24 protein-coding genes and 1 tRNA gene are annotated in these 26,435 nt (G+C 56.5%); 8 read left to right on the forward strand and 17 right to left on the reverse strand.

Annotated elements, in window-relative coordinates; translation table 11 throughout:
* Positions 1–91 precede the first annotated feature (91 nt).
* The 3 genes from ABLU67_RS06925 to ABLU67_RS06935 form a co-directional block, all read right to left on the reverse strand.
* Positions 92–168, reverse strand: a tRNA-Pro gene (locus ABLU67_RS06925).
* A 77-nt stretch (positions 169–245) separates the two neighbouring features.
* Entirely contained in the window at positions 246–2,006 is a 1,761-nt protein-coding gene (gene yejM / locus ABLU67_RS06930) for an LPS biosynthesis-modulating metalloenzyme YejM (protein ID WP_014230182.1), read from the reverse strand.
* A gap of 19 nt (positions 2,007–2,025) precedes the next feature.
* Positions 2,026–2,253 carry a YejL family protein gene (locus tag ABLU67_RS06935; protein ID WP_004133900.1) on the reverse strand — a complete coding sequence of 76 codons (228 nt, stop codon included), beginning with the start codon at positions 2,251–2,253 and terminating at the stop codon, positions 2,026–2,028.
* A 178-nt stretch (positions 2,254–2,431) separates the two neighbouring features.
* Between ABLU67_RS06935 and yejK the strand changes: the two genes are divergently transcribed.
* Positions 2,432–3,439 carry a nucleoid-associated protein YejK gene (yejK, locus tag ABLU67_RS06940; RefSeq protein WP_004122954.1) on the forward strand — a complete coding sequence of 336 codons (1,008 nt, stop codon included), beginning with the start codon at positions 2,432–2,434 and terminating at the stop codon, positions 3,437–3,439.
* Between the two features lie 49 nt (positions 3,440–3,488).
* On the opposite strand, the gene ABLU67_RS06945 is transcribed toward yejK, so the two are convergent.
* Positions 3,489–4,247 carry a DeoR/GlpR family DNA-binding transcription regulator gene (locus tag ABLU67_RS06945; RefSeq protein ID WP_064404463.1) on the reverse strand — a complete coding sequence of 253 codons (759 nt, stop codon included), beginning with the start codon at positions 4,245–4,247 and terminating at the stop codon, positions 3,489–3,491.
* A gap of 80 nt (positions 4,248–4,327) precedes the next feature.
* On the opposite strand from ABLU67_RS06945, the gene ABLU67_RS06950 reads away from it, so the two are divergent.
* Complete coding sequence (locus ABLU67_RS06950) at positions 4,328–4,921, forward strand: NUDIX domain-containing protein (protein ID WP_009654037.1); 594 nt, start codon at positions 4,328–4,330, stop codon at positions 4,919–4,921.
* 61 nt (positions 4,922–4,982) lie between these two features.
* Here the strand turns inward: ABLU67_RS06950 and rplY are convergent, their stop codons facing one another.
* Together rplY and ABLU67_RS06960 are read right to left on the reverse strand one after the other, a co-directional pair.
* Positions 4,983–5,267: a 50S ribosomal protein L25 gene (rplY, locus tag ABLU67_RS06955; protein WP_004103955.1), complete on the reverse strand. Its 285-nt coding sequence runs from the start codon at positions 5,265–5,267 to the stop codon at positions 4,983–4,985.
* 137 nt (positions 5,268–5,404) lie between these two features.
* Positions 5,405–7,162, reverse strand: a complete 1,758-nt coding sequence (locus ABLU67_RS06960; protein WP_116280105.1) for a DEAD/DEAH box helicase — start codon at positions 7,160–7,162, stop codon at positions 5,405–5,407.
* A 148-nt stretch (positions 7,163–7,310) separates the two neighbouring features.
* On the opposite strand from ABLU67_RS06960, the gene rsuA reads away from it, so the two are divergent.
* From rsuA to ABLU67_RS06975, 3 genes are all read left to right on the forward strand, one after another.
* Positions 7,311–8,030: a 16S rRNA pseudouridine(516) synthase RsuA gene (gene rsuA / locus ABLU67_RS06965; protein ID WP_348852224.1), complete on the forward strand. Its 720-nt coding sequence runs from the start codon at positions 7,311–7,313 to the stop codon at positions 8,028–8,030.
* Entirely contained in the window at positions 8,027–9,223 is a 1,197-nt protein-coding gene (locus ABLU67_RS06970; RefSeq protein WP_014230177.1) for a Bcr/CflA family multidrug efflux MFS transporter, read from the forward strand. The genes rsuA and ABLU67_RS06970 overlap by 4 nt, the downstream gene beginning before the upstream one ends.
* Before the next feature lie 330 nt (positions 9,224–9,553).
* Complete coding sequence (locus ABLU67_RS06975) at positions 9,554–9,898, forward strand: YejG family protein (protein ID WP_004122937.1); 345 nt, start codon at positions 9,554–9,556, stop codon at positions 9,896–9,898.
* A gap of 3 nt (positions 9,899–9,901) precedes the next feature.
* Here the strand turns inward: ABLU67_RS06975 and yejF are convergent, their stop codons facing one another.
* The 10 genes from yejF to yeiP all read right to left on the reverse strand — a co-directional run bounded on the left by yejF (position 9,902) and on the right by yeiP (position 22,413).
* Positions 9,902–11,491, reverse strand: coding sequence for a microcin C ABC transporter ATP-binding protein YejF (gene yejF / locus ABLU67_RS06980; protein ID WP_201149274.1), 1,590 nt, complete (start codon positions 11,489–11,491; stop codon positions 9,902–9,904).
* 1 nt (position 11,492) lies between these two features.
* Positions 11,493–12,518 (reverse strand): microcin C ABC transporter permease, encoded by a 1,026-nt coding sequence (locus ABLU67_RS06985; RefSeq protein ID WP_348852225.1) that lies wholly within the window; start codon positions 12,516–12,518, stop codon positions 11,493–11,495.
* On the reverse strand, positions 12,518–13,612 hold the full coding sequence (locus ABLU67_RS06990; protein ID WP_004122930.1) for a microcin C ABC transporter permease YejB: 1,095 nt from the start codon (positions 13,610–13,612) through the stop codon (positions 12,518–12,520). Before ABLU67_RS06990 ends, ABLU67_RS06985 begins: the two co-directional genes overlap by 1 nt.
* Positions 13,613–13,621: 9 nt before the next feature.
* Complete coding sequence (locus tag ABLU67_RS06995; protein WP_128334738.1) at positions 13,622–15,427, reverse strand: extracellular solute-binding protein; 1,806 nt, start codon at positions 15,425–15,427, stop codon at positions 13,622–13,624.
* Between the two features lie 70 nt (positions 15,428–15,497).
* The gene (locus tag ABLU67_RS07000; RefSeq protein WP_048260723.1) at positions 15,498–17,060 is read right to left on the reverse strand and encodes a cyclic di-GMP phosphodiesterase; all 1,563 of its coding nucleotides are present in this window, start codon (positions 17,058–17,060) and stop codon (positions 15,498–15,500) included.
* A gap of 190 nt (positions 17,061–17,250) precedes the next feature.
* Positions 17,251–17,820 (reverse strand): bifunctional murein DD-endopeptidase/murein LD-carboxypeptidase, encoded by a 570-nt coding sequence (gene mepS / locus ABLU67_RS07005; RefSeq protein WP_004122922.1) that lies wholly within the window; start codon positions 17,818–17,820, stop codon positions 17,251–17,253.
* Between the two features lie 426 nt (positions 17,821–18,246).
* Positions 18,247–18,960, reverse strand: a complete 714-nt coding sequence (locus ABLU67_RS07010) for a phosphatase PAP2 family protein (RefSeq protein ID WP_162933708.1) — start codon at positions 18,958–18,960, stop codon at positions 18,247–18,249.
* A gap of 35 nt (positions 18,961–18,995) precedes the next feature.
* Complete coding sequence (locus ABLU67_RS07015) at positions 18,996–19,973, reverse strand: GTP-binding protein (RefSeq protein ID WP_049083597.1); 978 nt, start codon at positions 19,971–19,973, stop codon at positions 18,996–18,998.
* A 118-nt stretch (positions 19,974–20,091) separates the two neighbouring features.
* The gene (locus ABLU67_RS07020) at positions 20,092–21,558 is read right to left on the reverse strand and encodes a fructuronate reductase (RefSeq protein WP_032750635.1); all 1,467 of its coding nucleotides are present in this window, start codon (positions 21,556–21,558) and stop codon (positions 20,092–20,094) included.
* A gap of 282 nt (positions 21,559–21,840) precedes the next feature.
* On the reverse strand, positions 21,841–22,413 hold the full coding sequence (gene yeiP / locus ABLU67_RS07025; protein WP_004122911.1) for an elongation factor P-like protein YeiP: 573 nt from the start codon (positions 22,411–22,413) through the stop codon (positions 21,841–21,843).
* A 148-nt stretch (positions 22,414–22,561) separates the two neighbouring features.
* On the opposite strand from yeiP, the gene ABLU67_RS07030 reads away from it, so the two are divergent.
* The gene (locus ABLU67_RS07030; RefSeq protein ID WP_014230170.1) at positions 22,562–22,813 is read left to right on the forward strand and encodes a YkgJ family cysteine cluster protein; all 252 of its coding nucleotides are present in this window, start codon (positions 22,562–22,564) and stop codon (positions 22,811–22,813) included.
* A 25-nt stretch (positions 22,814–22,838) separates the two neighbouring features.
* Here ABLU67_RS07030 and setB read toward each other — a convergent pair whose 3' ends face one another.
* On the reverse strand, positions 22,839–24,020 hold the full coding sequence (gene setB / locus ABLU67_RS07035) for a sugar efflux transporter SetB (protein ID WP_102802950.1): 1,182 nt from the start codon (positions 24,018–24,020) through the stop codon (positions 22,839–22,841).
* 331 nt (positions 24,021–24,351) lie between these two features.
* Between setB and fruB the strand changes: the two genes are divergently transcribed.
* Positions 24,352–25,482, forward strand: a complete 1,131-nt coding sequence (fruB, locus tag ABLU67_RS07040; protein WP_004852698.1) for a fused PTS fructose transporter subunit IIA/HPr protein — start codon at positions 24,352–24,354, stop codon at positions 25,480–25,482.
* Positions 25,483–26,421, forward strand: coding sequence for a 1-phosphofructokinase (fruK, locus tag ABLU67_RS07045; RefSeq protein ID WP_004103928.1), 939 nt, complete (start codon positions 25,483–25,485; stop codon positions 26,419–26,421).
* Positions 26,422–26,435: the final 14 nt, after the last annotated feature.

Below are 26,435 nucleotides of genomic sequence, written 5' to 3' on the forward strand. Positions count from 1 at the left end.
AGAACAGGGTGGAAATATGACATTAAAAAACCCGCAAACTCTGTGAGAGTGCGGGTTCTTAAGGGGTTACCGATTTAATCGGTGAATAATTTGGTCGGCACGAGAGGATTTGAACCTCCGACCCCCGACACCCCATGACGGTGCGCTACCAGGCTGCGCTACGTGCCGATTCGTGGGGAACAATATTACCCGTTCCCCAAGCGAATGCAAGCCGGGAAATGACTGATTGATTTATAAATAATCAATCAGTTAGCGATAAAGCGTTTTTCATCGGTCAGCACCTGCAGCAGCAAGCTGAGCTGCGGTTTTTGATCGTTAATTTTCTCGCCGTCGCTGTTCCACGTTCTGTAAGTGCCGTTGTGATTAAGTACAACCGTGAATTTCGGCGTGGTTATGGCCAGCGTATCGCTATTGGCCGCGGTGACCCAGGCACGACGGCGGGCGGCGCTAAACAGATCCTCACCTTGCGAATACTCGTTGGCCGGGGTAGAGACGTGGAGCAAACGCTGCATCAGCGTCGTCATCACGTCTTTATTATCGGTCAGCGTCGCGATCTCCTGAGCCGGCGTGCCCGGCCAATGGATCACTAAGGGAACCTGCAGCTGCTCGCGCGACCAGCCAAACTGCTCATGCTGCGGGTTCAGCGGCATTCCACGGCCCGCGGTTACGATAACCACCGTGTTGTCCAGCTTGCCTGCTTCCCGCAGCGCGTTCAGCACGCGGCCAATTTGCGTATCGACCGCGCCCGCGGCGTTACCGTAGCGGCGGACGAAGTTTTGCTGCTGCCCGTCGTCAAAGGTAGTGCCGTTGAGCGAAACCCACGAGAACCAGCGGTTTTCATCCTGGGCGTAGCGGTCCAGCCAGTTAATCCACTGGTTTGCCGTCTGCTCGTCGCTTTGCGCTTTCGCGACGGGCAGTGAGAAATCGGACAGCAGCGCCTGACGGTAGAGTGGGCTGCTAAAGCCATCTGATGAGAACAGGCCCAGCTGATAACCCTGCTGATTCAGCGACGTAATCAGCGCCGCGGGGATACGCGCAGACAGAACGCCGTCCATATAGCTCGGTGAAATACCGTAGAACAGGCCAAACATACCGCTGTCAGCGGTGTTGCCGGAGCTCATGTGCTGGGTAAAGTTCACGTTGTCTTTCGCGAACCCGGCCAGCGCCGGCATGTTTTTCTCAAAGCGCGAATAATTAAGGTTATCAACGGTAATCAGCAGCACGTTATAACCGGTACCGAGATCGCGATAACGCAGATCGCTCAGCGGATATTGCACCGAGACGGCTTCCGGCGCGCCTTGTTCCACCAGACGGCGCTGGTAGTCCTGCGCGTCGAGCAGGCCATGTTTTTCCAGGAAACGGCGCGCCGTCATCGGATAGGAGAGCGGCAGGTTGGCCCGCTGCATGGTGATCGGACGATAGAAGTTGGCATCCGCCCAGATATAGACCAGATGGCTACTGATAAAGGAGATAAAGAAGAACCAGGCAACGGGTCGGGCGTAGTGGCGGCGACGCGTCAGGCTGCGCAGCTTCTGCCAGCTCCAGGTCGCGAAGAGCATTTCCAGCAGGAAAATGATCGGTACGCTGATAAACATCAGTTGCCAGTCGCGCGCCATCTCGTTCTGGTCGGGGTTGATAACCAGTTCCCAGACAAAGGGATTAAGATGCAGGTGGAAACGGGTGAAAACTTCGCTGTCGATTAGCAGCAGCGTCATGCCCACGGTCGCCAGAATAACCGAGATAAAGCGCATTAAGCGCTGAGAGACGACGATAAAAGTCAGAGGGAAAAGAATCAGCACGTAGCTGGTAAAGACCAGGAAGCTGAAGTGACCAACGAGGCTGACGTACGAAAAGAGGCGTCCGGCAAGCGTCGTTGGCCAGTCGGCGACAAACAGATAGCGACTGCCGAGCACCATAGCCAACAACATGTTGAAAAGGGCGAACCAGTGCCCCCAGCTGACCATCTGGGAGACTTTTTCTCGGTAGGGCTGACGAAGAGTCACCATATACTGTTGTTCGTTATCCTTAGTGCGCTGGATCGTCGTTGATAGATGACTGCAGCGCCTGGGCAAAAGAACGGGCGATGGCCTGACGCTGCGCCGGCGCGACGCTACTGTTGATCAGGTTAGTCACCATATTGCCCAGAACCATCAGTGAAAGGTCAACGGGCGCTTTATGTGTTTCCAGAACGCTCGTCAGCTCGCTGAGCAGCTGTTCGACGTGTTCATCGCTATAGCGGGATAATTGCGGCATAAACTCAAAATCTGTTTGTTCGTGAAAGGGCAACATATTACCGTAGCAGCAGCTTTTTTTCCGCATTTTTTCGCCACGACGCAAAAGCGCGCGGCTTCGCTCGCAAAGAGTCACGCGGCGGTTGCGTCGTTGCCCCCGCGGTGGTTGAATACCGCCCGGTCTAAAAGGAGAGTTTAACATGAGTCTGGATATCGACCAGATTGCCCTGCATCAGTTAATCAAACGTGATGAACAAAATCTGGAGCTGGTGCTGCGCGAATCGTTGCTGGAGCCGACGGCGACGGTTGTCGAGATGATGGCCGAACTGCATCGTGTCTATAGCGCAAAAAATAAAGCCTACGGCCTGTTTAATGAAGAGAGCGAGCTGGCGCAGGCGCTGCGCGGGCAGCGTAAGGGCGAAGAAGCGTTCCTGCCGTTTAGCCGCGCCGCTACCGGGCGCCTGCGCGACGAACTGGCAAAATATCCCTTTGCAGAAGGCGGTATTGTGCTGTTTTGCCAGTATCGTTATCTGGCGGTGGAATATCTGATGGTGGCGGTGCTGAACAACCTAAGCAGCATGCGCGTCAACGAAGAGCTGGATATCAGCTCCACCCATTATCTGGACATCAATCACGCGGATATCGTCGCGCGTATTGATTTAACGGAGTGGGAAACCAACCCGGAGTCAACGCGCTATCTGACCTTCCTGAAGGGGCGGGTAGGGCGCAAGGTGGCGGATTTCTTTATGGATTTCCTCGGCGCCAGCGAAGGGCTGAACGCCAAAGCGCAGAACCGCGGCCTGCTGCAGGCGCTTGATGATTTCGCCGCCGATGCGCAGCTGGATAAATCTGAACGTCAAAACGTGCGCCAGCAGGTATACAGCTACTGCAACGAGCAGCTGCAGGCCGGTGAGGAAATCGAGCTGGAGTCGCTGTCGAAAGAGCTGGCGGGCGTCAGCGAGAAAACCTTTCAGGAATTTACCGCCGAACAAGGCTACGAGCTGGAAGAGAGCTTCCCGGCGGATCGCAGCACGCTGCGTCAGTTAACCAAGTTTGCCGGCAGCGGCGGCGGGTTAACCATTAATTTTGACGCTATGCTGCTGGGCGAGCGGGTGTTCTGGGATCCGGCTACGGATACCTTAACCATTAAAGGCACGCCGCCGAACCTGCGCGACCAGCTACAGCGCCGTACTTCTGGCGGAAATTAATGCACAAAATCCCGACGTCGAGTCGGGATTTTTTTTGCCTGAACCCGTATTACAGGGCGTAGAGGATTTCTACACCCGCCAGGGTTAGCTGCTGTCGCAGCGCCTCGTCCAGGGTCGTATCCACGATCAGCGTACTGGCTGCCCCCAGCTCGCCGATGGCAAAGGCCGACGCGGAGTTAAGCTTTTCTTGTGACGCCATCACCACCGTTTCGGCAGCCCGCGCCGCCAGCGCGCGTTTAATGCCCGCTTCTTCATAGTCACCGGTGGTGAATCCCGCCCGGGGGTGAACGCCGGTGACGCCCATAAAAAACAGATCGGCGTTGATACGGGAAATACTCTCGAGGGCCGCAGACCCGACGCTGACGACGGAATGTTTAAACAACCGGCCGCCGATCAAAATCACCTCGATGAGCGGTTTTTGCACCAGCGCGACGGCAATCCCCGGGCTATGGGTGACCACGGTACACGCGAGGTTATCCGGCAGCAGGCGCATCATCTCCCCGGTGGTGGTGCCGCCGTCAACAATCACCACCTGACCGGGCTGAATGAGCTCAACCGCGCGCTGGGCAATGCTCTGCTTTGAGGCGATTTGCACGTTCTTTCTTGTTTCAATAGGCGCGATGGCTTCGGAAACCGGCAGCGCGCCGCCGTGGACGCGCTGCAGCTTGCCTTCCGCGGCCAGCTCCCGCAGATCCCGGCGAATGGAGTCCTCTGATACGCTAAAGCGCTGGCTGAGATCTCCGGACATCACCTGTTTTTCCTCGGCGAGGATCTGCAAAATCTGCTGTTTTCTCTGGCTGGCGAGCATCAAAATACCTTCATGAGTGATCTTGTTTGTGCACGATTATGCATGTTATGTTGCTCGCTGTCACCTAAAAGGGGAAAAACATGCACGCTGACGCACCGCGCGTTCGCCATATCCGCGAAACGCTATTATCGGACAACTGGTACACGCTCAAGAAATATACCTTTGAACTACTGCGCCGTGACGGGCGCTGGCAGGAGCAGAGCCGGGAAGCTTACGATCGCGGCAACGGCGCGGTGATCCTGCTCTACAATCGTGAAAAGCAAACGGTAGTGCTGGTTCGCCAGTTTCGCTTTCCGGTGTGGATTAACGGCCATGATGGATTTTTGATCGAAGCTGCCGCCGGACTGCTGGATAACGCTTCTCCTGAGGCGCGCATCGTTGCCGAAGCCGAAGAGGAGACCGGTTTTCGCGTCACACGCATAGAGCCGGTATTCACCGCTTACATGAGCCCCGGTTCGGTGACGGAGAAGCTTTACTTTTTCATTGCCGAATACTCTGCCGACGATCGGCGCGGCGACGGTGGCGGCCTGGCGACGGAAGGGGAAGATATCGAGGTGCTGGAGTGGCCGCTGGAAAAAGCGCTGCAGGCTATTCGCGAAGGGGAAATCGTCGATGCGAAAACGATTATGCTGTTGCAGCATCTGGCGCTGAACAGGTCAACGCTACTCGGCTGATAAACAAAACGCCCCGAACCTTGCGGAGCGGGGCGCTTGCCATACAACTTTCAGCGAGCGATTAAGCGCGAACGAAGTCGATGTGGGACAGCTTCGGCTTGAACGGGTGACGCTGAACAGCCTGAGCTTTAACTTTCTCTTCTTTGCCATCAACAACGATGGTCAGAACTTCGTTGTAGAACTCAGCGTTGGTCTGCATGTTCCACACTTTGTCGTGATCCAGTTCGATTGCTACTGGCGCAGCTTCGCCGCCATAGATGATGGCCGGGAATTTGTTAGCTGCACGCAGGCGGCGGCTCGCACCCTTACCCTGCTCTTTACGTACTTCTGCGTTGATAGTAAACATTGATGTCTCTCTATATATAAATCCTGCTACAGGCGACCCAGCAGCAGGCAGATTATCTGCTTTGCGAATGCAAAAGCGGGCGGCATTATAGCCGCCATAGGTGTTTGCAGCAACCAAAACCTCAGACGTGAGGACGATTAGCGTAGTTCGTTGGCCCGGCGGAATCGCCCCTGATAATCAAATACTTTCTCCCGCACCTGCCAGTATTGCCCCTTCATGCGCGCCACGACAAAGTCCGGATGGCGCAGAAGCGCCTGCTGGGCGAGGATATCGGCGGGCGTTATCCAGCGCAGCGGTACGCCCGGCGTTCGGGTATGCGGGCGGATAAAGAGCTGCTCAAAGGCGGTGCGCTGGGCGGGCGTATGCAGGCGGAAGCGCTCACTAACGTCCGCGCCATCTTCGTCGTAATAGGTGATTTTTAGCCAGGCGCCTTTGTCATCCGCGCCGTGCTGCAGATCCATACCGCTACAGCGCAGCACCAGCGCATCTTTAAGCTTCAGCGCGGCTTTCAGCATGTCGTCGGGGTCGACCAGGATGGTATCGCACTCGCGGCAGCGGCGGGCGGCGATGTCGTTTTCCGCGTTACACTGCGGGCAGTTTTTAAAGCGAAAACGAAAATCACACTGCTCGCGATGGCCTTCGTCATCCTCAAACCAGCCCTGGCAGCGGCGGCCAAAGTGTTCAATCAGCGTGCCGTCGGCGGTGGTTTTCCCCCAGAACGTATTGGCGAAACCGCATGCCGGGCAAAAAACCTGGACCGGCACGTTGTCGCTTTTCCCCTTCGGTGTTCCCACTTCAGGCGCGTAAAGGTCGTGCGGATTACCGGCGTAATCGAGAATCAGGCAGTCCGTTTTACCCGGCGCCAGGCGCAGACCGCGGCCGACGATCTGTTGGTAAAGGCTCACCGACTCGGTCGGGCGCAGGATGGCGATCAGATCGACATGCGGGGCATCAAAGCCGGTCGTCAGTACCGCGACGTTAACCAGATAGCGGTACTGCTGAGCTTTAAACGCGTCGATGATGCGATCGCGCTCCGGCCCCGGCGTTTCACCGGTGATTAAGGCCGCTTCGCCCTGCGGAAGCAACCCGGTCACTTCGCGGGCGTGTTCAACGGTGGCGGCGAAAATCATCACCCCTTTGCGCGTTTGGGCGAATTCAACGATTTGGCTGACGATATGCGGCGTGACGCGCTGCTGTTTTTTCAGTTCGTGGTTTAAATCAGCCTCGCTGAACAGGCCGTTACTTTGCGCCTGCAGGCGGCTGAAGTCATATTGAACCACCGGCATATCCAGCCGCTCCGGCGGCGTCAGGTAGCCGTTCTTAATCATATAGCGCAGCGGCAGCTCGTAGATGCAGTCGCGAAATAGCGCGTTTTCATCACCGCGCACCATGCCGTGGTAGTGGAACTGGTAAATCCACCCCTTACCGAGGCGAAAAGGCGTCGCGGTCAGCCCCAGCAGGCGCAGGTGCGGATTGACCTGCTGAAGGTGGCTGATAATCTGCTGATACTGGCTGTCATCATCGTCGCTGATGCGGTGGCACTCGTCGACGATCAGCAGCGAAAACTCGCCCTGAAACTGGTCGAGGTTGCGGGCGACCGACTGCACGCTGCCAAAGACCACTTTACCGTGGCTCTCTTTACGCTTAAGGCCCGCGGCGAAAATATCCGCTTCCAGGCCGAGCGCGCAATACTTGGCGTGGTTCTGCGCCACCAGCTCTTTAACGTGCGCCAGCACCAGCACGCGACCGCGCGCCAGGCGCGCAAGTTCGGCGATAACCAGGCTTTTACCTGCGCCTGTCGGCAGCACAATCGCGGCAGGTTCATGATGGCGGCGAAACCAGGCGAGCGTCGCGTCGACCGCCTCTTTTTGGTAGGGACGTAATGTAAATGTCATGAATTTATGGCGGTTAATTAACTCGCGAATAGTATGCCACGAATCTTTTCCCTTGAGTGGTGTTAATAGCCCGTTATACTACCCCATGAAATTCTTCTTTTTCGGGCGCGTTGCCCGCTCCAGCACTTGTACAGGCTAAAAAAATCTCATGCGACTTGATAAGTTTATCGCTCAGCAACTTGGCGTTAGCCGGGCTATTGCCGGGCGTGAAATCCGCGGCAGCCGCGTTACCGTGGACGGCGACATTGTAAAAGACTCCTCCTTCAAGCTTCTGCCGGAGCATGACGTCGAGTATGACGGCAATACGCTGGTTCAGCAGACCGGCCCGCGCTACTTTATGCTCAACAAGCCGCAGGGTTACGTTTGTTCCACCGACGATCCGGATCATCCAACGGTCCTTTATTTCCTCGACGAGCCGGTGGCGCACAAGCTGCATGCCGCGGGGCGTCTGGATATCGACACCACCGGACTGGTATTGATGACCGACGATGGCCAGTGGTCGCACCGCATTACTTCCCCGCGCCACCATTGCGAAAAAACCTATCTGGTGACGCTGGAAAATCCGGTGGATGAGTCCACCGCCGAGCAGTTTGCCAAAGGCGTTCAGCTGCATAATGAGAAAGACCTGACCAAACCGGCGGTGCTGGAAGTGGTGACGCCGACCGAAGTCCGCCTGACCATTAGCGAAGGGCGCTACCATCAGGTGAAGCGGATGTTTGCCGCGGTGGGGAATCATGTGGTTGGCCTGCATCGCGAACGTATTGGCGATATCGCGCTTGATGCGTCGCTGGCGCCGGGTGAATATCGTCCGCTGACGGCAGAAGAAATTGCCAGCGTTGGCGTCCAACAAGCGCGGAGTAAAACGTGACGGCAAAGCAGAATTCTTCATTAGGGATTGTGTTTATTCTTGGCCTGCTGGCCATGTTAATGCCGCTGTCGATTGATATGTATCTTCCGGCGCTGCCGGTGATTGCGGCGCAGTTTAATGTGCCGGACGGCAGCGCGCAGATGACGCTCAGTACCTATATTCTGGGCTTTGCCCTGGGCCAGCTTTTATATGGCCCAATGGCGGACAGCATGGGGCGTAAACCGGTGATACTGGGGGGTACGTTGGTTTTTGCCGCGGCGGCGGTGGCCTGCGCGCTGTCGCAGACTATCGATATGCTGATCACCATGCGCTTTTTCCACGGCCTGGCGGCCGCGGCGGCGAGCGTGGTGATTAACGCCCTGATGCGCGATATCTATCCCAAGGAAGAGTTCTCGCGGATGATGTCGTTCGTCATGCTGGTGACCACCGTCGCGCCGCTGGTGGCGCCGATGGTCGGCGGAGCGGTGCTGGTGTGGTTTAGCTGGCATGCGATCTTCTGGATCCTCGCGGTGGCGGCGCTATTAGCCTCGGCGATGATCGCCTTCTTTATTAGCGAGACCCTGCCGCCGGAACGCCGACAGAAATTTCATATTCGCACTACGCTCGGCAACTTCGCGACGCTGTTTCGCCACAAGCGGGTGCTGAGCTATATGCTGGCAAGCGGTTTCAGCTTCGCCGGGATGTTCTCGTTTCTGAGCGCCGGCCCGTTTGTCTATATCAATATCAACCACGTTTCACCGCAGCACTTTGGCTACTATTTTGCGCTGAACGTCGTCTTCCTGTTTGTCATGACCATGATCAACAGCCGCTTTGTGCGGCGGGTTGGGGCGCTGAATATGTTCCGCGCCGGGCTATGGATCCAGTTTGCGATGGCGGCGTGGATGGTCGTGTGCGCGCTGTTTGGCGTGGGGTTCTGGGCGCTGGTGTTTGGCGTGGCGGCGTTCATCGGCTGCGTTTCGATGGTCTCCTCTAACGCGATGGCGGTGATTCTCGATGAGTTTCCGCATATGGCCGGGACCGCTTCCTCGCTGGCAGGGACGTTCCGTTTCGGGATTGGCGCCATTGTCGGCGCGCTGCTGTCGATGGCGACGTTTACCACCGCCTGGCCAATGCTGATTTCTATCGCCTTCTGCGCCAGCAGCTCCATCCTCTTTTACCTCTACGCCAGCCGACGGCGCAAAGCCGCGCGCTAAGCGACTTTCAGGGGGCGATATCGCCCCTTTTTTTGATGCATGTCAACCAAATCTGGCTTCTCTGTTCAGCGATTTGTTTATTTTATGTAAAATCAAATCGTTCAAAAAGTCGCATGATTGCGATAAAAAAGTTGTTTTAGATCACAGAAACGGGTACATATAGCCCGAAGATGTTCCATCTGCGCAATTATAAACTTTTACATTACAAACCAATAACACGGCTATGCCACTGGTGTAAGCGTTTTCTGTGCAGGAAGAGGACTGGTTGTCAATAATGTGTTAGTATTGATGTAAAATTATTGTGAAGTATTTTGCTTCCGGGGTAAACACGTGAATACACTGCAACTCTCTATCGTACACCGTCTGCCGCAGAGCTATCGCTGGCTGGCCGGTTTTGCAGGTTCAAGAGTTGAACCGATTCCGCAAAACGGCGCCCAGAGCGAAAACAGCCTCGTGGCGTTGAAATTACTCAGCCCCGATGGCGAAAGCGCGTGGCCGGTCATGCATAAGCTCAGCCAGGCGCTTAGCGACATCGAGGTCGACAGCTCTGTCGTTGAATGCGAAGGGGAACCGTGCCTGTTTGTTAACCGTCAGGACGAATTCGCTGCAACCTGCCGCCTGAAAAATTTCGGCGTGGCGATTGCGGAACCTTTTTCCGGCAACAATCCCTTCTGACCGTCAGCTTAACGCCAGCAGCTGACGGGTATACTCCTGCTGCGGAGCGGTAAATACGCGCTCGCACTCACCCTGCTCGACGACTTCTCCCTGCCGCAGCACCATCACCTGATGACACAACGCCCTCACGACGCGTAAATCATGGCTGATAAAAATATAGGCCAGCTGATGCTTTTGCTGTAACGCCTTCAGCAGCGCGAGGATTTGCGCTTGCACGGTTTTATCCAGCGATGAGGTGGGCTCATCCAGCACGATAAGCTGCGGTTTGACGACCAGCGCCCTGGCGATCGCGATGCGCTGACGCTGGCCGCCGGAGAAGGCGGCAGGGTAGCGATGCCGTGAGTATGGATCGAGGCCGACCTCCTGCATCACCTGAATCACCGCCTGCTCCCGTTCGGCCGGCGCGAGCGTCGGTTGATGGACGCGCAATCCCTCTTCAATAATTTGCAGCACGTTGAGCCGCGGGTTTAGCGATGAGTTAGGGTCCTGAAACACCACCTGCATGCGGCGACGCAGCGGCAGCATCTGCCGACGGTTGCGTCCCTGAAGCGCCTCACCGTCAAAGGCGATCGCGCCAGCGGAATGAATCAGACGCAGAAGCGCCAGCCCGGTGGTGCTTTTGCCCGATCCTGACTCGCCGACCAGCCCCAGCGTTTCTCCCGCGCGCAAATGAAAGCTGACGGCATTAACGACGCGGTTATGATCGACAACCCGTCGCAGCAGACCTTTACGTATCGGAAAGGCGATACTCAAGTTTTCCGCCCGCAGTAATACCGGCGCATCGGGTGCGAGCGGGACGGGATCGCCCGACGGCTCGCTATCCAGCAGGCGGCGGGTATAAGGGTGTTCGGGGGCGGAAAACAGCGCCCTGCAGCCGTTTTGTTCCACGCAGCGGCCGTTCTGCATCACCGCGACGCGGTCGGCGAGCTGACGAACGATGCTCAGATTATGGGTGATAAACAGCAGCCCCATATTCAACTCTTGCTTCAGCTCCCGCAGCAGCGTGAGGATTTGCGCCTGCACCGACACGTCCAGCGCGGTGGTGGGTTCGTCGGCGATAAGCAGCTCCGGGCGGGTTAACAGCGCCATGGCGATCATCACCCGCTGGCGCTCGCCGCCGGAAAGCTGATGGGGATAGTCGGCCAGCCGCCGGGGCGCGTTGCGGATGCCGACGCGATCGAGGCAGTCGAGGATTTCCCCGCGCGCCGCTTCTTTGCGCATCCCGCGATGCAAAGAGAGCACTTCGTACAGCTGTTTTTCCAGAGTATGCAGTGGATTAAGCGAAACCATCGGCTCCTGAAAGATCATCGCAATGCGGTTACCGCGCACGCCGCGCAGGGTGCGTTCATCCGCGTGCAGCAGCGACTGGCCGTGAAAACGGATGTCGCCGGCAGGATAGCTGACCGGCGGCGACGGGAGTAGCCGCAGCACCGATAGCGCGGTCACGCTCTTCCCGGAGCCGGACTCGCCGACCAGCGCCAGGGTCTCGCCGACGGCAATCTGCAGCGACAGTTCGCTGACGACGGGGGTAGTCTCACCCTGCTGGCGAAAGGCGATGGAGAGGTTATCGATATCTAACAAAGGTTGCGTCATGCTACACCGCCTTGCTTGGGTCAAAGGCGTCGCGAACCGCTTCACCAATAAAAATCAATAACGTCAGCAGGACCGCCACCGACAGAAAGGCGGCGATGCCCAGCCAGGGCGCCTGCAGGTTGTTTTTACCCTGCAACAGCAGTTCGCCCAGCGAAGGGGAGCCCAGCAGCAGGCCAAAACCGAGGAAATCGAGCGAGGTCAGGGTGGTTATCGAACTGCACAGAATGAACGGCAGGAAGGTCAGGGTGGCGACCATGGCGTTAGGCAGCATATGGCGCAGAATAATGGCGCGATCGCTGACGCCAAGCGCCTGCGCGGCGCGGATATAATCATAGTTACGGGTGCGCAGGAACTCAGCCCGGACCACGCCGACCAGCGTCATCCAGCCGAACAGCACGGTAATGGCCAGCAGCCACCAGAAGTTGGCCTGTACAACGCTTGAGAGCAGGATAATCAGAAACAGCGTCGGCATTCCCGACCAGACTTCGATAAACCGCTGCCCCCAGAGGTCAATCTTCCCGCCGTAATACCCCTGAACGGCGCCGGCCATCACCCCCAGTACGCTGGAGAAGAAGGTCAGCAGCAGTCCAAAGAGAATGGAAATGCGCGTGCCGTACAGAATACGCGCCAGCACGTCCCCGCCGTTGGCATCGGTGCCCAGCCAGTTCTGTCCTGACGGCGGCGAAGGGAAGGGCGCGTCGGTGGCGAAATTAATGGTCGTCGCGCCGAAACGAACCGGCGCCCACAGGGCCCAGCCGTTATCCGCCAGCCGTTTTTGCAGCCACGGGTCCTGATAGTCGGCGGCGGTGGCAAAGCTGCCGCCGAAGGTGGTCTCACTGTAGTTTTTCAGGAGCGGAACGTAGAAGCTGCCGCGGTACTGGACCAGCAGCGGCTTATCGTTAGCAATAAGCTCTGCGCACAGGCTACAGGCGAAAAGCGCTAAAAAGAGCCATAGCGACCAGTAGCCGCGGCGGTTGTGGCGAAAACGCGCCCAGCGGGCCTGATTGACGGGACTAAAAAATGACATTAGCGGCCCTCAAAATCGATTCGCGGATCGACCAGCGTATAGCTGATATCGCTGATGATATTCAGCAGCAGGCCAATCAGGGTAAAAATATACAGCGTGCCGAACATGACCGGGTAATCGCGAGATACGGTGGCCTCATAGCCCAGCAGCCCCAGTCCGTTTAGCGAGAACATCACCTCAATCAGCAGCGAACCGGTAAAAAACATACTGATAAAGGTGGCCGGGAAACCGGCAATCACCAGCAGCATCGCGTTGCGAAACACGTGGCCCCAAAGGATCTGCTTTTCGCTGACGCCCTTGGCGCGTGCGGTAACCACGTACTGCTTGCGGATTTCATCAAGAAAGCTGTTTTTGGTCAGCATCGTGAGGGCGGCAAAACCGCCGATCACCGTTGCCAGCACCGGTAGGGTGATATGCCAGAGATAGTCGAGGATTTTTTGGTACCAGGGCAGGCTGTCGAAGTTGGCTGACACCAGCCCGCGCAGCGGAAAGAGATCGAAATAGCTGCCGCCGGCAAAGATAACGATCAGCAAAATGGCAAACAGGAACGCTGGGATGGCATAGCCGATAATAATCAGCGTACTGCTCCAGACGTCAAAATGGCTGCCGTTGCTGACCGCTTTACGGATCCCCAACGGAATTGACACCAGGTAGATGATGAGCGTACTCCACAGGCCCAGGGTGATTGAGACCGGCAGGCTGTCTTTAATCAGCTGCAGTACCGATGAGCTGCGAAACAGGCTATCGCCAAAATCAAAGCGCAGATAATCACCGAGCATTTTAAAATAACGCTCGTGCAGCGGCTTATCAAAGCCGTAGCGGTGGGTTATCTCGGCAATCACCTCCGGGTCCAGCCCGCGCCCGCCGCGATAGTGCCCATCGCTGATGTTGCTGACCCCGGTACGCGCATGGCTGGCGGCCATGCCGCCATCTCCGGCGCCGGGCAAGCCGCCGCGGTCGCCGAACTCAATCGCCGCAATCGCCTGATCGACCGGACCGCCGGGCGCGATCTGCACAATAAAAAAGTTAATGGTGATAATCGCCCACAGGGTGGGGATGATGAGCAGTAGTCGGCGGAGCAGATATGCACCCATCTTAATTCCTTAGCGTCTGTCCGCGGGGAGTCTGGCCGCTTTGCTTGCGTCGTACCACCAGTTTTCGAAACCGGAGGAGTAGACCGCGCGGGTCTGCGGGAAGGAGAATTTGTCCCAGTATGCGGTTCGGTCCTGCGCCATATACCACATCGGCAGCATGTAATAGTTCCAGGTCAGCACGCGGTCGAGAGCCCGGCCCAGCGGCAGCAGCTTTTCTTTATTACCCTGCCAGCGAATAATCTGCGCGATGAGCCGGTCGACGGCCGGGCTTTGTACCCCTGAGGCGTTATAGCTGGAGTTAATATATTCGGAGTCCCAGGAGACTTGCAGGTCGGTGCCGGGCCAGGGCGTGGCGCGCCAGACGTTGGGCATCATGTCGTAATCCCGGCTGCGCTTGCGGTTACTGTACTGGGAGTTGTCGACCTGGCGAATATCCATGACGATGCCGAGCCGCTGGAGGTTGTGCTGGAAGGGCAGGACCCAGCGATCGCTGCTGCCGGAAGGAAGCAGCAGCTCAAAGCGTAACGGTTTACCGCTCTTCGCATTAACCCGCCTCTGGTTTTTCACTATCCATCCCGCCTGGTTAAGGATGGCATCCGCCTTAAGCAAGTTTGCGCGTTCGAAACCATCGCCGCTGGAAACCGGGGGACGGTATATCTGAGTGAAAACTTCGGCCGGGATCTCTTTTTTCAGCGGCGTTAACAGCGCCAGCTCGTCGGCATCCGGATAATCGCGCGCCGCGTATTCGGTATTCTGAAAGAAGCTATTGGCGCGGCTGTAGGAGTGATAAAACAGCGCCTTATTCATCCATTCAAAATCAAAGGCGAGGGTAATGGCTTCGCGTACCCGGCGGTCGGAAAATACCGGGCGCTGAATGTTAAAGGCCAGCCACTGCGTATTCTGCGCCGAGGTGTTGGTGTATTCATCTTTAACGATATAGCCGTGGGTAAAATTGCGCCCGACGTAGCGGGTAGCCCAGTTCTTGGCAACGTTCTCTTCGCGACGGTCGACGGCGCCGGCCTTAAAGGCTTCGAAAGCGACGTTGTCGTCCAGGTAATAATCGTAGCGCAGCGTATCGAAATTCCAGCGCCCGCGGTTGACCGGTAAGTCGGCGGCCCAGTAGTCCTTAACCCGCGAGTAGGTAATGTACTGGCCCATGCGCCAGGCGGTGATGCGATACGGGCCGCTGGCCAGCGGTGGGGCGGATAGCGGGTCGCTGAGTTTATGGTTTTTCCAGAATTTTTCCGGCATCACCGGTAGCGTCATCAGGCTAAGCATGTTCTCTTTGCCCGGTTTGGCTAAATCAATGCGTACGGTGAGCGGAGCGATGGCTTTTACGGTGGTGCCTTTATAATAGAGGCGAAACTGCGGCACCCCTTCGGTCATAAACTTCCGGAAGGTAAACGCGACATCGCTGGCGGTGACGGGGCTGCCATCGTGATAGCGGGCGCGGGGATTGAGCGCGATCTCCATCCATGAAAAATCATCGGCATAGCGCGTATGCTCGGCGATCAGCGGATAGTAGCTGCCGGGCTCATCATCAGAGGTGGTGAACAGCGTGTCGTATAAGCTTTCGGTACGAATACCGGGGTTGCCGCGCATGGCGTAGCGGTTGAAATTATCAAAAGTACCGATGGCCGCGAGGGTAATCGCCCCGCCTTTAGGCGCGGCGGGGTTGGCATAATCGTAATGGTCAAAGCCCGCGGCGTATTTCGGTTCGCCGATAATAGCGAACCTGTCGCTCTCTTTAATCGTTTGCGCCTGGCTCTGCAGGCTAAATAAGGTCAGCAGGATCAGGCTGATGCGTGCAAAAATAACCAGGATGTCGCCCTCCAATGTCAGACCTGAAGCGGCCTGACCTTTGATAGCAAATAATAAAGGACCCTTAGCGGCTTGTGAAATATTTCGCCGGTTCATCATGGGCGGCGATCAGCGCGTCCAGCGTCAGCGGCCGGCTTAACCAGTAGCCCTGTAAATAGTTTACCCCGTGGTCGCGCAGCCATTCCGCTTGTTCCTGCGTTTCCACCCCTTCAGCGACCGTGGTGAGCTTCAGGCGGCGGCTCAGGGTGATAACGGCATCAAGCACCGGTGAGGTGACGGTCTCAGTGCCGATAGCCTGCACGAAGCCGCGGTCTATCTTCAGGTAATCAAAGTTATAGCGCTCCAGATAGATTAGCGCGCTGTGGCCGGTACCAAAATCATCAATCGCAATTTCAAAGCCCTGTTCGTGCAGCCAGTCGAAGTTCCCTAAGGAGCGATTCTTATCGATCATCGCGCGCTCGGTGATCTCCAGCACCACGCTAAAATGGCCGGCCGGCATGGCGGCGGCGAAATGCTGAAGGTCTTGCTGAAAGCTGCCTGCGTGCAGATGAAGGGGGGAGATATTTATCCCCAGCTTGCTCCCTGCGGGCAGGAGCGTTTGCAGAACAGGCGCATCCTGCGCAATCAGTTTTAACAGATGGCGGGTGAGCGGAATAATGATCTGCTGGGTTTCAGCAAGGTTGATAAACACATCGGGAGGGATCTCGCCGGCCACGGGATGTCGCCAGCGCATCAGTACCTCAACGCCGCTGATGCGCAGCGTCTCTGACCTCACCACCGGTTGATAAACCACATAGAACTGATCGTTTTTGATCGCCAGCAGCAGCTCTTTGCGCGGGTCCGATTTAATCGTCAGGATGTAGTAGCTTAAAAGCCCGGCCAGCAGCCCGCACACGACGCCCAGCAGCAGAGCAAACTGGGTATTCTCCGCCAGCCAGCTGTTCGCGTAGAGATAAACCTTCAGCGGCAGGCCGTCGATTTGCGTCTGGCGAATGGGCGGCGAGAGCAGCGTCTGCGGGTCGATAAGTTGGTTGCTGAAGGTGGAAATGGCGGTGTCCTTAATGGCCAGCGCCAGGCCGCTGAAATCATTCTGTCGGGCTGAGTAGAGAATATAGGGCGTCAGGTTGGCATTAATCGAGACAAAAATACCGTCTTTCCCGCCGTGTGGGCTGCGGATCCACAGTGCCAGCGCGGCGCTTTTCGGCATCATTGGCGTCCCGGGCAGAATCGCCATATCGACCGCTTGAGTAAGATTAAGCTGCGGAATGAGCTGGGTTAAGGGCGTGTTCATAGCGCCTGTGGCGGAGGAGCAAAAGGCAAGGCCATTTTTGACCAGAAGGATGGCGCGGACGTTCGGGCTGAATGCTGCATGGGCGGTTAAGCCTGAGGCAACGTTTTCACAGGGTTGATCGACCAACGGCTGCATGCCCTGAATCGTCTGATTCAAATCGTGAAAGTAGTCCTGCAGATACGTATGAACGTTGTGAATAATGGCGTCGAAACGCTCCGCACGGTTGTGATAAATCACCATAAACTGGATGCTACCGGCCAGCAGGGCGACGGCTATTCCAACACATATGCTGGTCAGCCAGATTTTTCGCCGGGGAGCGAGATGACGGGTAGGCATAGGCTATATAGTCAGTCCGTATTGTTGATTTGCGCCAGGGGGCTGATAGAAATCGCTTTTTCTATCCCTGCTTAAAGACATCGCTTATTTTACGAAGTTTCCTGGCTGGCGAGCAAAAAAAAACACCGCCTCGGCAGTGTTTTTTTTATTTCTTTCGTTGGCCAAGGGATTAACCAACGGCAGAAGACGATTACGAACGGCTCAGAACGCGTCGCGCTTCGTTATAGCGCTTTTTCCAGTACGGCTCATCCATGCTTGAAATCGTCACACCGCTGCTGGTGGAAGCATGAACAAACTGATTGTTGCCGATGTAGATCCCTACATGGCGGCCCGTGGAACCTGCGCGGAACAGAACTAAATCACCGGTGCGCAGCTGCGCGCGGCTGATCGATTTTCCGGAATCCTGCTGCTCTGAAGTCGAGCGCGGCAGTTCCAGGCCAAACTGTTCACGGAAAGTCCGTTGCACAAAGGCGGAACAATCGATGCCTTTACGGGTGCTGCCGCCGAGGCGGTAACGCACGCCCTTCCAGCTGGCATATTGATCCATCAAGCGGGACTTAACGTCCAGGTTGCGGACCATCGTTTCAAATTCATCCTGAGAGGCTTGCAGTGATGATAAATCGCCACTACCCACAGCAAGCGTCTCAGAATGCATATTCCTGGCGGTACTATTTGAACTACACGCGGAAAGCAGAACCGCAACTGCAATCGCGGGGGCGACCCGCAAGATATATCTCAAAATCGGCTGAGATTTGACCATGCTGTGTGTTATCCCTTGTTGTCCTTAACGACAATGTCGTTATAAAAAATGCCAAACGTGTTAGAGCCTAATTACCTGGTCGCAATGAGACAATTCCGTAAGCATAAAACTGTGGACTGACGCACAAATTTATTCATTCTCTGAATTGATGTCGCTGACGAGGCAAAACGAGATTGAGGTTACCCGATCAACCGGGGGATGGCGAGCGGTTTTACGCATTTTCTTATAAGTATTTTTGCGACAAAAAGTGAATCATCGGCAAAGGGCAAAATAGCGGCAGCAATGGGTAAAAAATACGCAATTTACTCATTTCTAACATGATTACTATGACGGGAAGATGATGCCGGATGAGAAAAAACGCGCGGACAAAAAAAGGGACCCAGAACGATCCCTTATGAATGATATTAATTAATTGTAAAGATAGATTTAAATTTTAGTTTTTCTACCCGGAAGATAACGCTCAAATAACGCAATGACATTATCACTCAGCGGGGTCATCAATACCCAGGGGGCGCCAATGAGTACCGCCGTTAATGAGCCGACGGCAATATCGGTAAACCAGTGAGCGCCAATCATTACGCGTGGAAAAGCGAACACCACGAATATGACCAGCGCGATGGCAAACGCCCGGCGACCAAAATAGCGCCACATAAATGACGCAAAAATCAGCAGCATCATACCGTGATCGCCTGGAAAGCTATCTTTAGACGCATCTTTAGTGGGGAAGGAGATCACATCGCTCACTTTGGTGATATCGGTAAAAGAGAGCGAAGGGCTGGCGCGCTTAACCGGCATCAGGTGCTGGGCAAGCTGATTGATGATGACGGCGGCCAGCAGCATCGCCAGGCCGATGATAATCACCCGGCGGCGTCCGGCGCTCTGCTCTTTAAACCAGAAGCTTAGCATCAGGCTGCCCATCGCCAGTAGCGAGCAGGCATCAAATGCGCGGTTGTTGATAATCGCCAGCAGCCAGGTGTAAGCGGTGCTCACGCCAACCAGGTGGTTAAAGAAATAGAAGATCGCCGAGTCCAGCGGATTCCAGAAACCATGGTTAACGGGAAGGTACCATGAACAAAAAAGCGCAACACCCGCCGCGTTCAGCAGCAGGATTAGGGGAATTCGATTTTTAATCATAACTATCGTGTGTTGGGTAAACGACGGCAACCATAGCCGTCTTAACTTAAACGAATCCTCAACAAGGAGGCCTGCAGTGCGTTCCAGTCCGTCTCGGTATCGGCAATCAGCTCGATACGGCTATCGGGGGGAGGAACGTTCTGCGTCTCAATATGCAGATCGCGCTGCTGGCGGTTGATGCGTACCACTCCTTCCGCGATGCGCATCACGCCTTTCACGCGCCCGACCGGCGCCAGACGCGCCCATTCGAGCAGGGCCACGGTGTCGAAAACGGTTTCGGCGTCAAAAATCCAGCCGCAGGCGTGATAGCCCTGGCCGCTATTGAGGCTGCGACGCCAGCGCTGATGGGCAGGGAGGCTCAGTGCCGCAAGGCCCTGTTTCCGCCCGTGGCCGTGCGCGTGTTCGGGGCTGGCGGGAAGCGGCGTAAGATTGCGGCGCGGCAAATCAAGCAGTGCCGGGTCGATATTCCCCCGCGTGGCGCTGACGAACCGCCGATCGCCGGCATAGGTCTGCCACCAGGCGGCGAATGCGCGTTGGCTTTCCTCCGTTGCGCGGTCGGCTTTATTACTGATAATGACGTCAGCGGCGGCCAGCTGGTCGCGAAAGTTGTCGTTGGTCACTATTTTTTCGTCCAGCAGCTGGCGCGGATCCAGCACGCATAAGGTGGCGCGCAGGTCGATCCACGGCTCGTATATTGCGGCGGTCAGCATATCGAGGATCTGTTTAGGATGGCCAAGCCCGGTGGGTTCTATCAGCAGGCGATCGGGTTTGCCCTGGCGCAGTAGGGTGTTGAGCCCGACCTGCATCGGCAGACCGTTCACGCAGCACATGCAGCCGCCGGGGATCTCTTTGAGCAGCGCGCCGCTTTCCGCCAGCAGCGCGCCGTCAATGCCCACTTCACCAAACTCGTTGACCAGCACGGCCCATTTTTCATCCGCGGGCTTATGGGCCAGCAGATGCAGAATCGACGTCGTCTTGCCGCTGCCGAGAAACCCCGTGATCAAATTGGTTTTGGTCACTTTTTCTCCAGGATAAATGTAATGTTGTAACAGTTACGCTATCCTGACGAAAAAAAGGGGAAAAGAGAAGTCTTACCGCGGACAGAAGGGGGATCTGTCCGCTAAAAGGCAGAAATTGTTAAGCGTTCAGCGTGCCGGCAATCGCCTGACGCGCGCCAAAAGCGGCGAGCTGATGCCATGCGGCGGTGATATGCGCGACAAACTGCGGGTTCTGCGGCAGGTCGCGGCCGAAGATCTCTTCCAGCGTAAGCAGGGCCGCCACGCGCTGGTGTTCATCGCTGGCAGAAACCCGTTTCTGCATCTTATCGGCCAGCGGATCGCGAATATCAATCGCATTTCCGGCATCGTCAATACCGCTGACGTAGCGCATCCAGCCGGCCACGCCGAGCGCCAGCAGCGGCCAGCGGCTGCCCCGAGCGAGATGGACGCGAATACCCTCAAGCATACGTTGCGGCAGCTTCTGGCTACCGTCCATGGCGATTTGCCAGGTGCGATGCTTCAGCGCCGGGTTGCTGAAGCGCTCGATCAGGCTGTCAGCGTACGCGGTCAGGTCAACGCCCTGAATGGATAAGGTCGGCGCCTGTTCGTCAAGCATCAGGCGGTAGGCGGCGCTGCGGAAAATCGGATCCTGCATGCAGTCGCTAATGTGCGCATGGCCAGCCAGATAGCCAAGCCAGGCGAGAAACGAGTGGCTACCGTTGAGCATCCGTAGCTTCATTTGTTCCCACGGTAAAACGTCATCGGTCATCTGGACGCCCGCGGTTTCCCAGTCCGGGCGACCGGCAACAAAGTTATCTTCAATGACCCACTGGATAAAGGGTTCGCAGCTGATTGCGCAGGGGTCTTCCACGCCTAGCGTCGCGCTAATTTCTGCCAGCGACTCATCGGTGGCGGCGGGCACGATGCGGTCAACCATGGTACCGGGAAAGCTGACGTGTTCGGCGATCCACTGCGCCAGCTCCGGGTCCCGTTTTTCTGCCATTCCCAGCACGGCATTTTTTACCACATGTCCATTATCGGGAATATTATCGCAGGAGAGGACGGTAAACGGCGGTAGCCCCCGCTGTCGGCGGCGCGCCAGCGCTTCCACCAGAATGCCGGGAACCGATTGCGGCAGCGTCGGATTTTGCAGATCGTGAATAATGCGCGGCTGCGTCATATCCAGCTGGCCGCTGGCCGGATCGATGCAGTAGCCCTTCTCGGTGATGGTCAGAGAGACAATGGCGACCTGCGGTTCGCAAAATTTCTCAATAATGGCGGCCAGCGAATCCAGTTTCGCATTCAGACACTCATGAACGGCGCCGACAATAATCGGCTGATTGCCCTCGGCGCCTTTTTCCAGCACGGTAAACAGGTGGTCCTGCTGGCGAAGCTGGCTCATCAGCCGATCGCCGCTGAACAGGCTAATCTCACAAATCCCCCAGTCTCCGCCGCTGGCGTTGAGCACCCGATCGGTGAGAAGGGCCTGGTGCGCGCGATGAAACGCGCCAAAACCGAAATGCACAATACGCGAACGCAGCTGACTGCGATCGTATCGAGGAAGCTGTACGCCTTCCGGCAGCGTGGCTGTCGCAATGGTTGTCATTCTTAACACACCTGATTAACCAATAATTAACATTGCCAGTGTAAAGATATATGACAACAAATTAAATTGGTGAGCCTTATTTATCCGCTTAATGTGAGCTTGATCATGCAATTCTGTCGCGGTAAACGGTCAGGCAGCAGAGTATGCGGAGAGAGCCGGTGAGATTAGCGGTAACTTCGCTATTATTGGTATAACAGCTTTTGGCGGAGGGGAGATTGCGGATAAGGGGCTAATAAAAAGGACAGCCGCTGGCTGCCCTCCTGGATATTGCAAACGCGGAGTTTAGTCCGCGCGGCCCATGTAGCGGCTCTCTTCGATATGGATGCGGATACGCTCTCCCGCGCTCAGGTATTCAGGCACCTGAACAACAAGGCCGGTGCTCAGCGTCGCCGGTTTGTTACGCGCGCTTGCGGATGCACCTTTGATACCCGGCGCCGTCTCAACGATTTCGAGATCCACGGTCTGCGGCAGTTCCAGCGCCAGCAGCTGGCCGTCCCAGGTCAGAACCTGCATATCCGGCATGCCGCCTTCCGGCATAAACAGCAGCTCTTCTTCGATCTGCTCTTTGGTGAAGATATACGGGGTGTAATCTTCTTTATCCATAAAGACGTATTCGTTGCCATCGATATAGGAGAAGTCAACGAAGCGGCGGGTCAGGGTGACGGTATCGACGATGTCGTCGCCTTTGAAGCGTTCTTCCACTTTCAGGCCGGTGCGTACATCGGAGAAACGCATTTTGTACAGCGTCGCTGCGCCGCGGGCGCTGGGTGACTGAATATCAATATTTTTAACAATCAGCAGTTTGCCGTTGTAATTCAGCACCATACCTTTTTTAATTTCATTCGCTCTTGGCATTGCAGTAATCCTGTCACTTAAAGGGTCGAAAATATCGCGTAAAACTACTCGCGCCGGGCCTTTCAGGCAAGTGGAATTCGTCGGTTTTGCTATCTTCAGGTAAAACGTTTAGGCTGGGCTGCTAAAAGCGTTATCGGAAGAGTCGATTATGGAATGCCGCCCTGAATGCGGAGCTTGCTGTATCGCTCCTTCTATCTCCAGCCCTATCCCGGGCATGCCGCAAGGCAAGCCGGCAAACACCCGCTGCGTGCAGCTATCGCAAAATAATCTCTGCGCTATTTTTGGCTCGCCGTTAAGGCCGAAAGTGTGCGCCAGCCTGAAGCCGGAAGCGGAAATGTGCGCCACCAATCGCGAAGACGCCATGACCTGGCTGCTTCATCTTGAGCTGAGCACTTCGTGACGGTGCAAGCCCGCGCGGGATACCCTTAAACGTCTTTAATACGCCACAGGCAGGCCTGAGTGATGACCCCCATCACCAGCGCAATCCAGAATACGGCGTGATAGCTCCAGACTTCCGCAACGACCCCCGCCAGCGAACCGGCGATAATCCAGCCAACGCGCGTGGTATTGGTATAAAGCGTGGTGGCCGCACCCGCCTGTCCGGGCATCAGGTCCTGGAAATAGAGCATGCCGATACCGGCCAGGATACCGATAAAAATGGCGTTCAGCGCCTGCAGGGCCAGCAGCAGTCCGGGGGTATGGACGGTTAGCATGCCAACGTAAAACAGCACGCCGGCCACCGCTGAGATGCGCATCAGGAAACGTTTGCCGAAGCGTTTGGCGTAGTAGCCCGCAATCAGCATGGTCGGGATTTCCAGCCCGGCGGCGGTGCCCATCATGACCCCGGCCAGCTTCTCCGGTAAATGCAGTTCATTGATGATAAACAGCGGCATATTAATGATGTACAGGCTGTTGATTCCCCACATCAGCGTACAGATGATAAACAGCAGCAGCGCGTCGCGGCGGTTGGTGCGCGGCGCTTCAAGATGGCCCGTAGCGAGCTTTGGCTCTTTACGCATGCTGGGAAGAAAAAACCAGACCATCGCGCCGCAGACCACAAAGGCAACTGCCGCGCTGAGATACATCACCGTAAAGCCAAAACCCATGGCCAGCGCGTAGGCCAGCGGCGGTCCGATAACCCATGCCAGCGACACCTGAGCGCGCAGAATCGAACTAAACATGACCGCCTCGCGGCCCGTTTTGTCCGCATGCTCGCGGGCGAGGGCAAACATCTGCGGGTTGGCGGTGGAGCCGAAGCTGCTGAGAAATACCCCGATGAACAGCAAAATAAAGTAGTTACGGTTCCAGGCGAAGAGCATGCAGGCCAGCACGCCCATCAGGCAGCAGAAGACGATCAGCCGCTTGCGGTCGCCTTTGCGATCCGAACGCCCGGCGAGGAACTGGCTCACCAGAATGCCGATCACCGCGCTACCGGTAAAAAAGAAGCCGACCATCGCCGGTCGTACGTGAACCTCGTTCGTCAGAAACAGGCTCAGCGTTGGCGTCTGGAGTGCCCCGGCGATACCCGTCAGGAAGGCGACGATCAGAAAGGCGGAAGAGGTGAAATCAAACCCGCGTCGTGGCAGGGCGGCGCTACTGTTTTGCATGTCGGCGTTCATCGGTTTTCAGGAGTCGCGGAGTTTACGCCGTCACTCAGAAAATGAACAGTACCAGGGCACGAATAAATCAAAAAGACGTTTCAAAATCAAACTTCAGCAGAAAGCTGAAGTTTTCCCGGCCTCGACGCTCCCGCTTCAGCAAAAGTGTGCTGTATCTCTAACTTCTGTTATCAGAAAACGAACTTTTCTTGCCTGGCGGCTAATAAAGGTACAGACTTCTTGAAACGTTTCAGCGTCATCGGGAGATTCTCCGGCAGGTAGATGACGCATTTTTTCTCAAAGTAGCTGAAACGATTCAATTCAGCAGGAGAGGAGAACCATGTTCCAGTTATCTGTGCAGGATATTCATCCCGGTCAGCAGGCCGGTAATAAAGAAGAGGCTATTCGTCAGGTTGCCTCCGCGCTGGTCAGCGCGGGCAACGTGGCAGACGGCTACATCAACGGGATGCTGGCTCGCGAGCAGCAAACCTCCACTTTCCTTGGCAACGGTATTGCGATTCCGCACGGTACCACCGACACCCGCGATCAGGTACTGAAAACCGGCGTTCAGGTGTATCAGTTCCCGCAGGGCGTGACCTGGGGCGAAGGGCAAACCGCCTACGTCGCCATCGGTATTGCCGCCAGCTCGGATGAACACCTGGGGCTGCTGCGTCAGCTGACCCACGTGCTGAGCGACGACTCCGTTGCTGAACAACTTAAGTCCGCGACGACCGCTGAAGAGCTGCGCGCCCTGTTGATGGGTGAAAAGCAGAGCGAAGCGCTGAAGCTGGATAACGAGACGCTGACCCTGGACGTTGTCGCCAGCGACCTGCTGACCCTGCAGGCGCTGAATGCCGCTCGGCTGAAAGAAGCCGGCGCCGTCGATGCTTCCTTTGTTAGCCGTACGATTAATGATAAACCGCTGAACCTCGGTCAGGGCATCTGGCTGAACGACAGCACCGAAGGCAACCTGCGCAGCGCCGTTGCCGTCAGCCGCGCGGCCAGCGCCTTTACCAGCGATGAGCAGCCGGTTTCTCTGCTGATCACCGTCGCGATGGCCGATGACCAGCCGACCGCCGTGCTTAATCGCCTGAGCAATTTGCTGCTCGACAAAAAAGCTGACCGTTTGCTGAAGGCTGATGGCGCCACGCTGCTGGCGCTGCTGACCAGCGACGACGCGATTGCGGAAGATGTTCTCAGCGCGGAATACGTTATCCGCAACGAGCACGGGCTGCACGCGCGTCCCGGCACGATGCTGGTTAATACCATTAAACAATTCTCCAGCGACATTACCGTCACCAACCTTGATGGTTCGGGCAAACCGGCCAACGGCCGCAGCCTGATGAAAGTCGTGGCGCTGGGCGTGAAAAAAGGTCACCGCTTGCGCTTTACCGCGCAGGGTGAAGATGCGCAGCAGGCGCTGGATGCGATTGGCGAAGCGATCGCCGCAGGCCTTGGGGAGGGCGCATAAATGAGCAGACGTGTCGCAACGATTACTTTAAACCCGGCCTATGACCTGGTGGGTTTTACCCCGGAAATTGAACGCGGTGAGGTTAACCTTGTTCGCACTACCGGTTTGCACGCCGCAGGGAAGGGGATCAACGTTGCAAAAGTGCTGAAAGATCTCGGTATCGACGTCACCGTTGGCGGTTTCCTCGGTAAAGACAATCAGGATGGTTTTCAGCAGCTGTTCAGCGAGCTGGGCATTGCTAACCGTTTTCAGGTTGTTCAGGGCCGTACCCGTATCAACGTCAAGCTGACGGAGAAAGACGGCGAAGTCACCGATTTCAACTTCTCCGGCTTTGAAGTCACGCCGGGCGACTGGGAGCGTTTTGTTAACGATTCCCTGAGCTGGCTGGGCCAGTTCGATATGGTTTGCGTGAGCGGTAGCCTGCCGTCTGGCGTCAGCCCGGAAGCGTTCACTGACTGGATGACCCGTCTGCGCAGCCAGTGCCCGTGCATCATTTTTGACAGCAGCCGCGAAGCGCTGGTTGCCGGTCTGAAAGCGGCGCCGTGGCTGGTTAAACCTAACCGCCGCGAGCTGGAAATCTGGGCGGGCCGCAAGCTGCCTGAAATGAAAGATGTGATTGAAGCCGCTCATGCGCTGCGTGAGCAGGGAATTGCCCACGTGGTTATCTCCCTTGGCGAAGAAGGCGCTCTGTGGGTTAACGCATCCGGAGAGTGGATTGCCAAGCCGCCTTCCGTTGAAGTGGTAAGCACCGTTGGCGCCGGTGACTCCATGGTTGGCGGCCTGATTTATGGCCTGCTGATGCGTGAGTCCAGCGAACATACGCTGCGCCTGGCAACGGCAGTTGCCGCGCTGGCGGTGAGTCAGAGCAATGTCGGTATTACCGATCGTACCCAGTTGGCCGCAATGATGGCGCGCGTCGACTTACAACCCTTTAATTAACAGCAGGAGAGGCA

The organism is Klebsiella sp. GN_Kp190 (assembly GCF_040061795.1).
Taxonomy (GTDB): Bacteria; Pseudomonadota; Gammaproteobacteria; order Enterobacterales; family Enterobacteriaceae; genus Klebsiella; species Klebsiella michiganensis.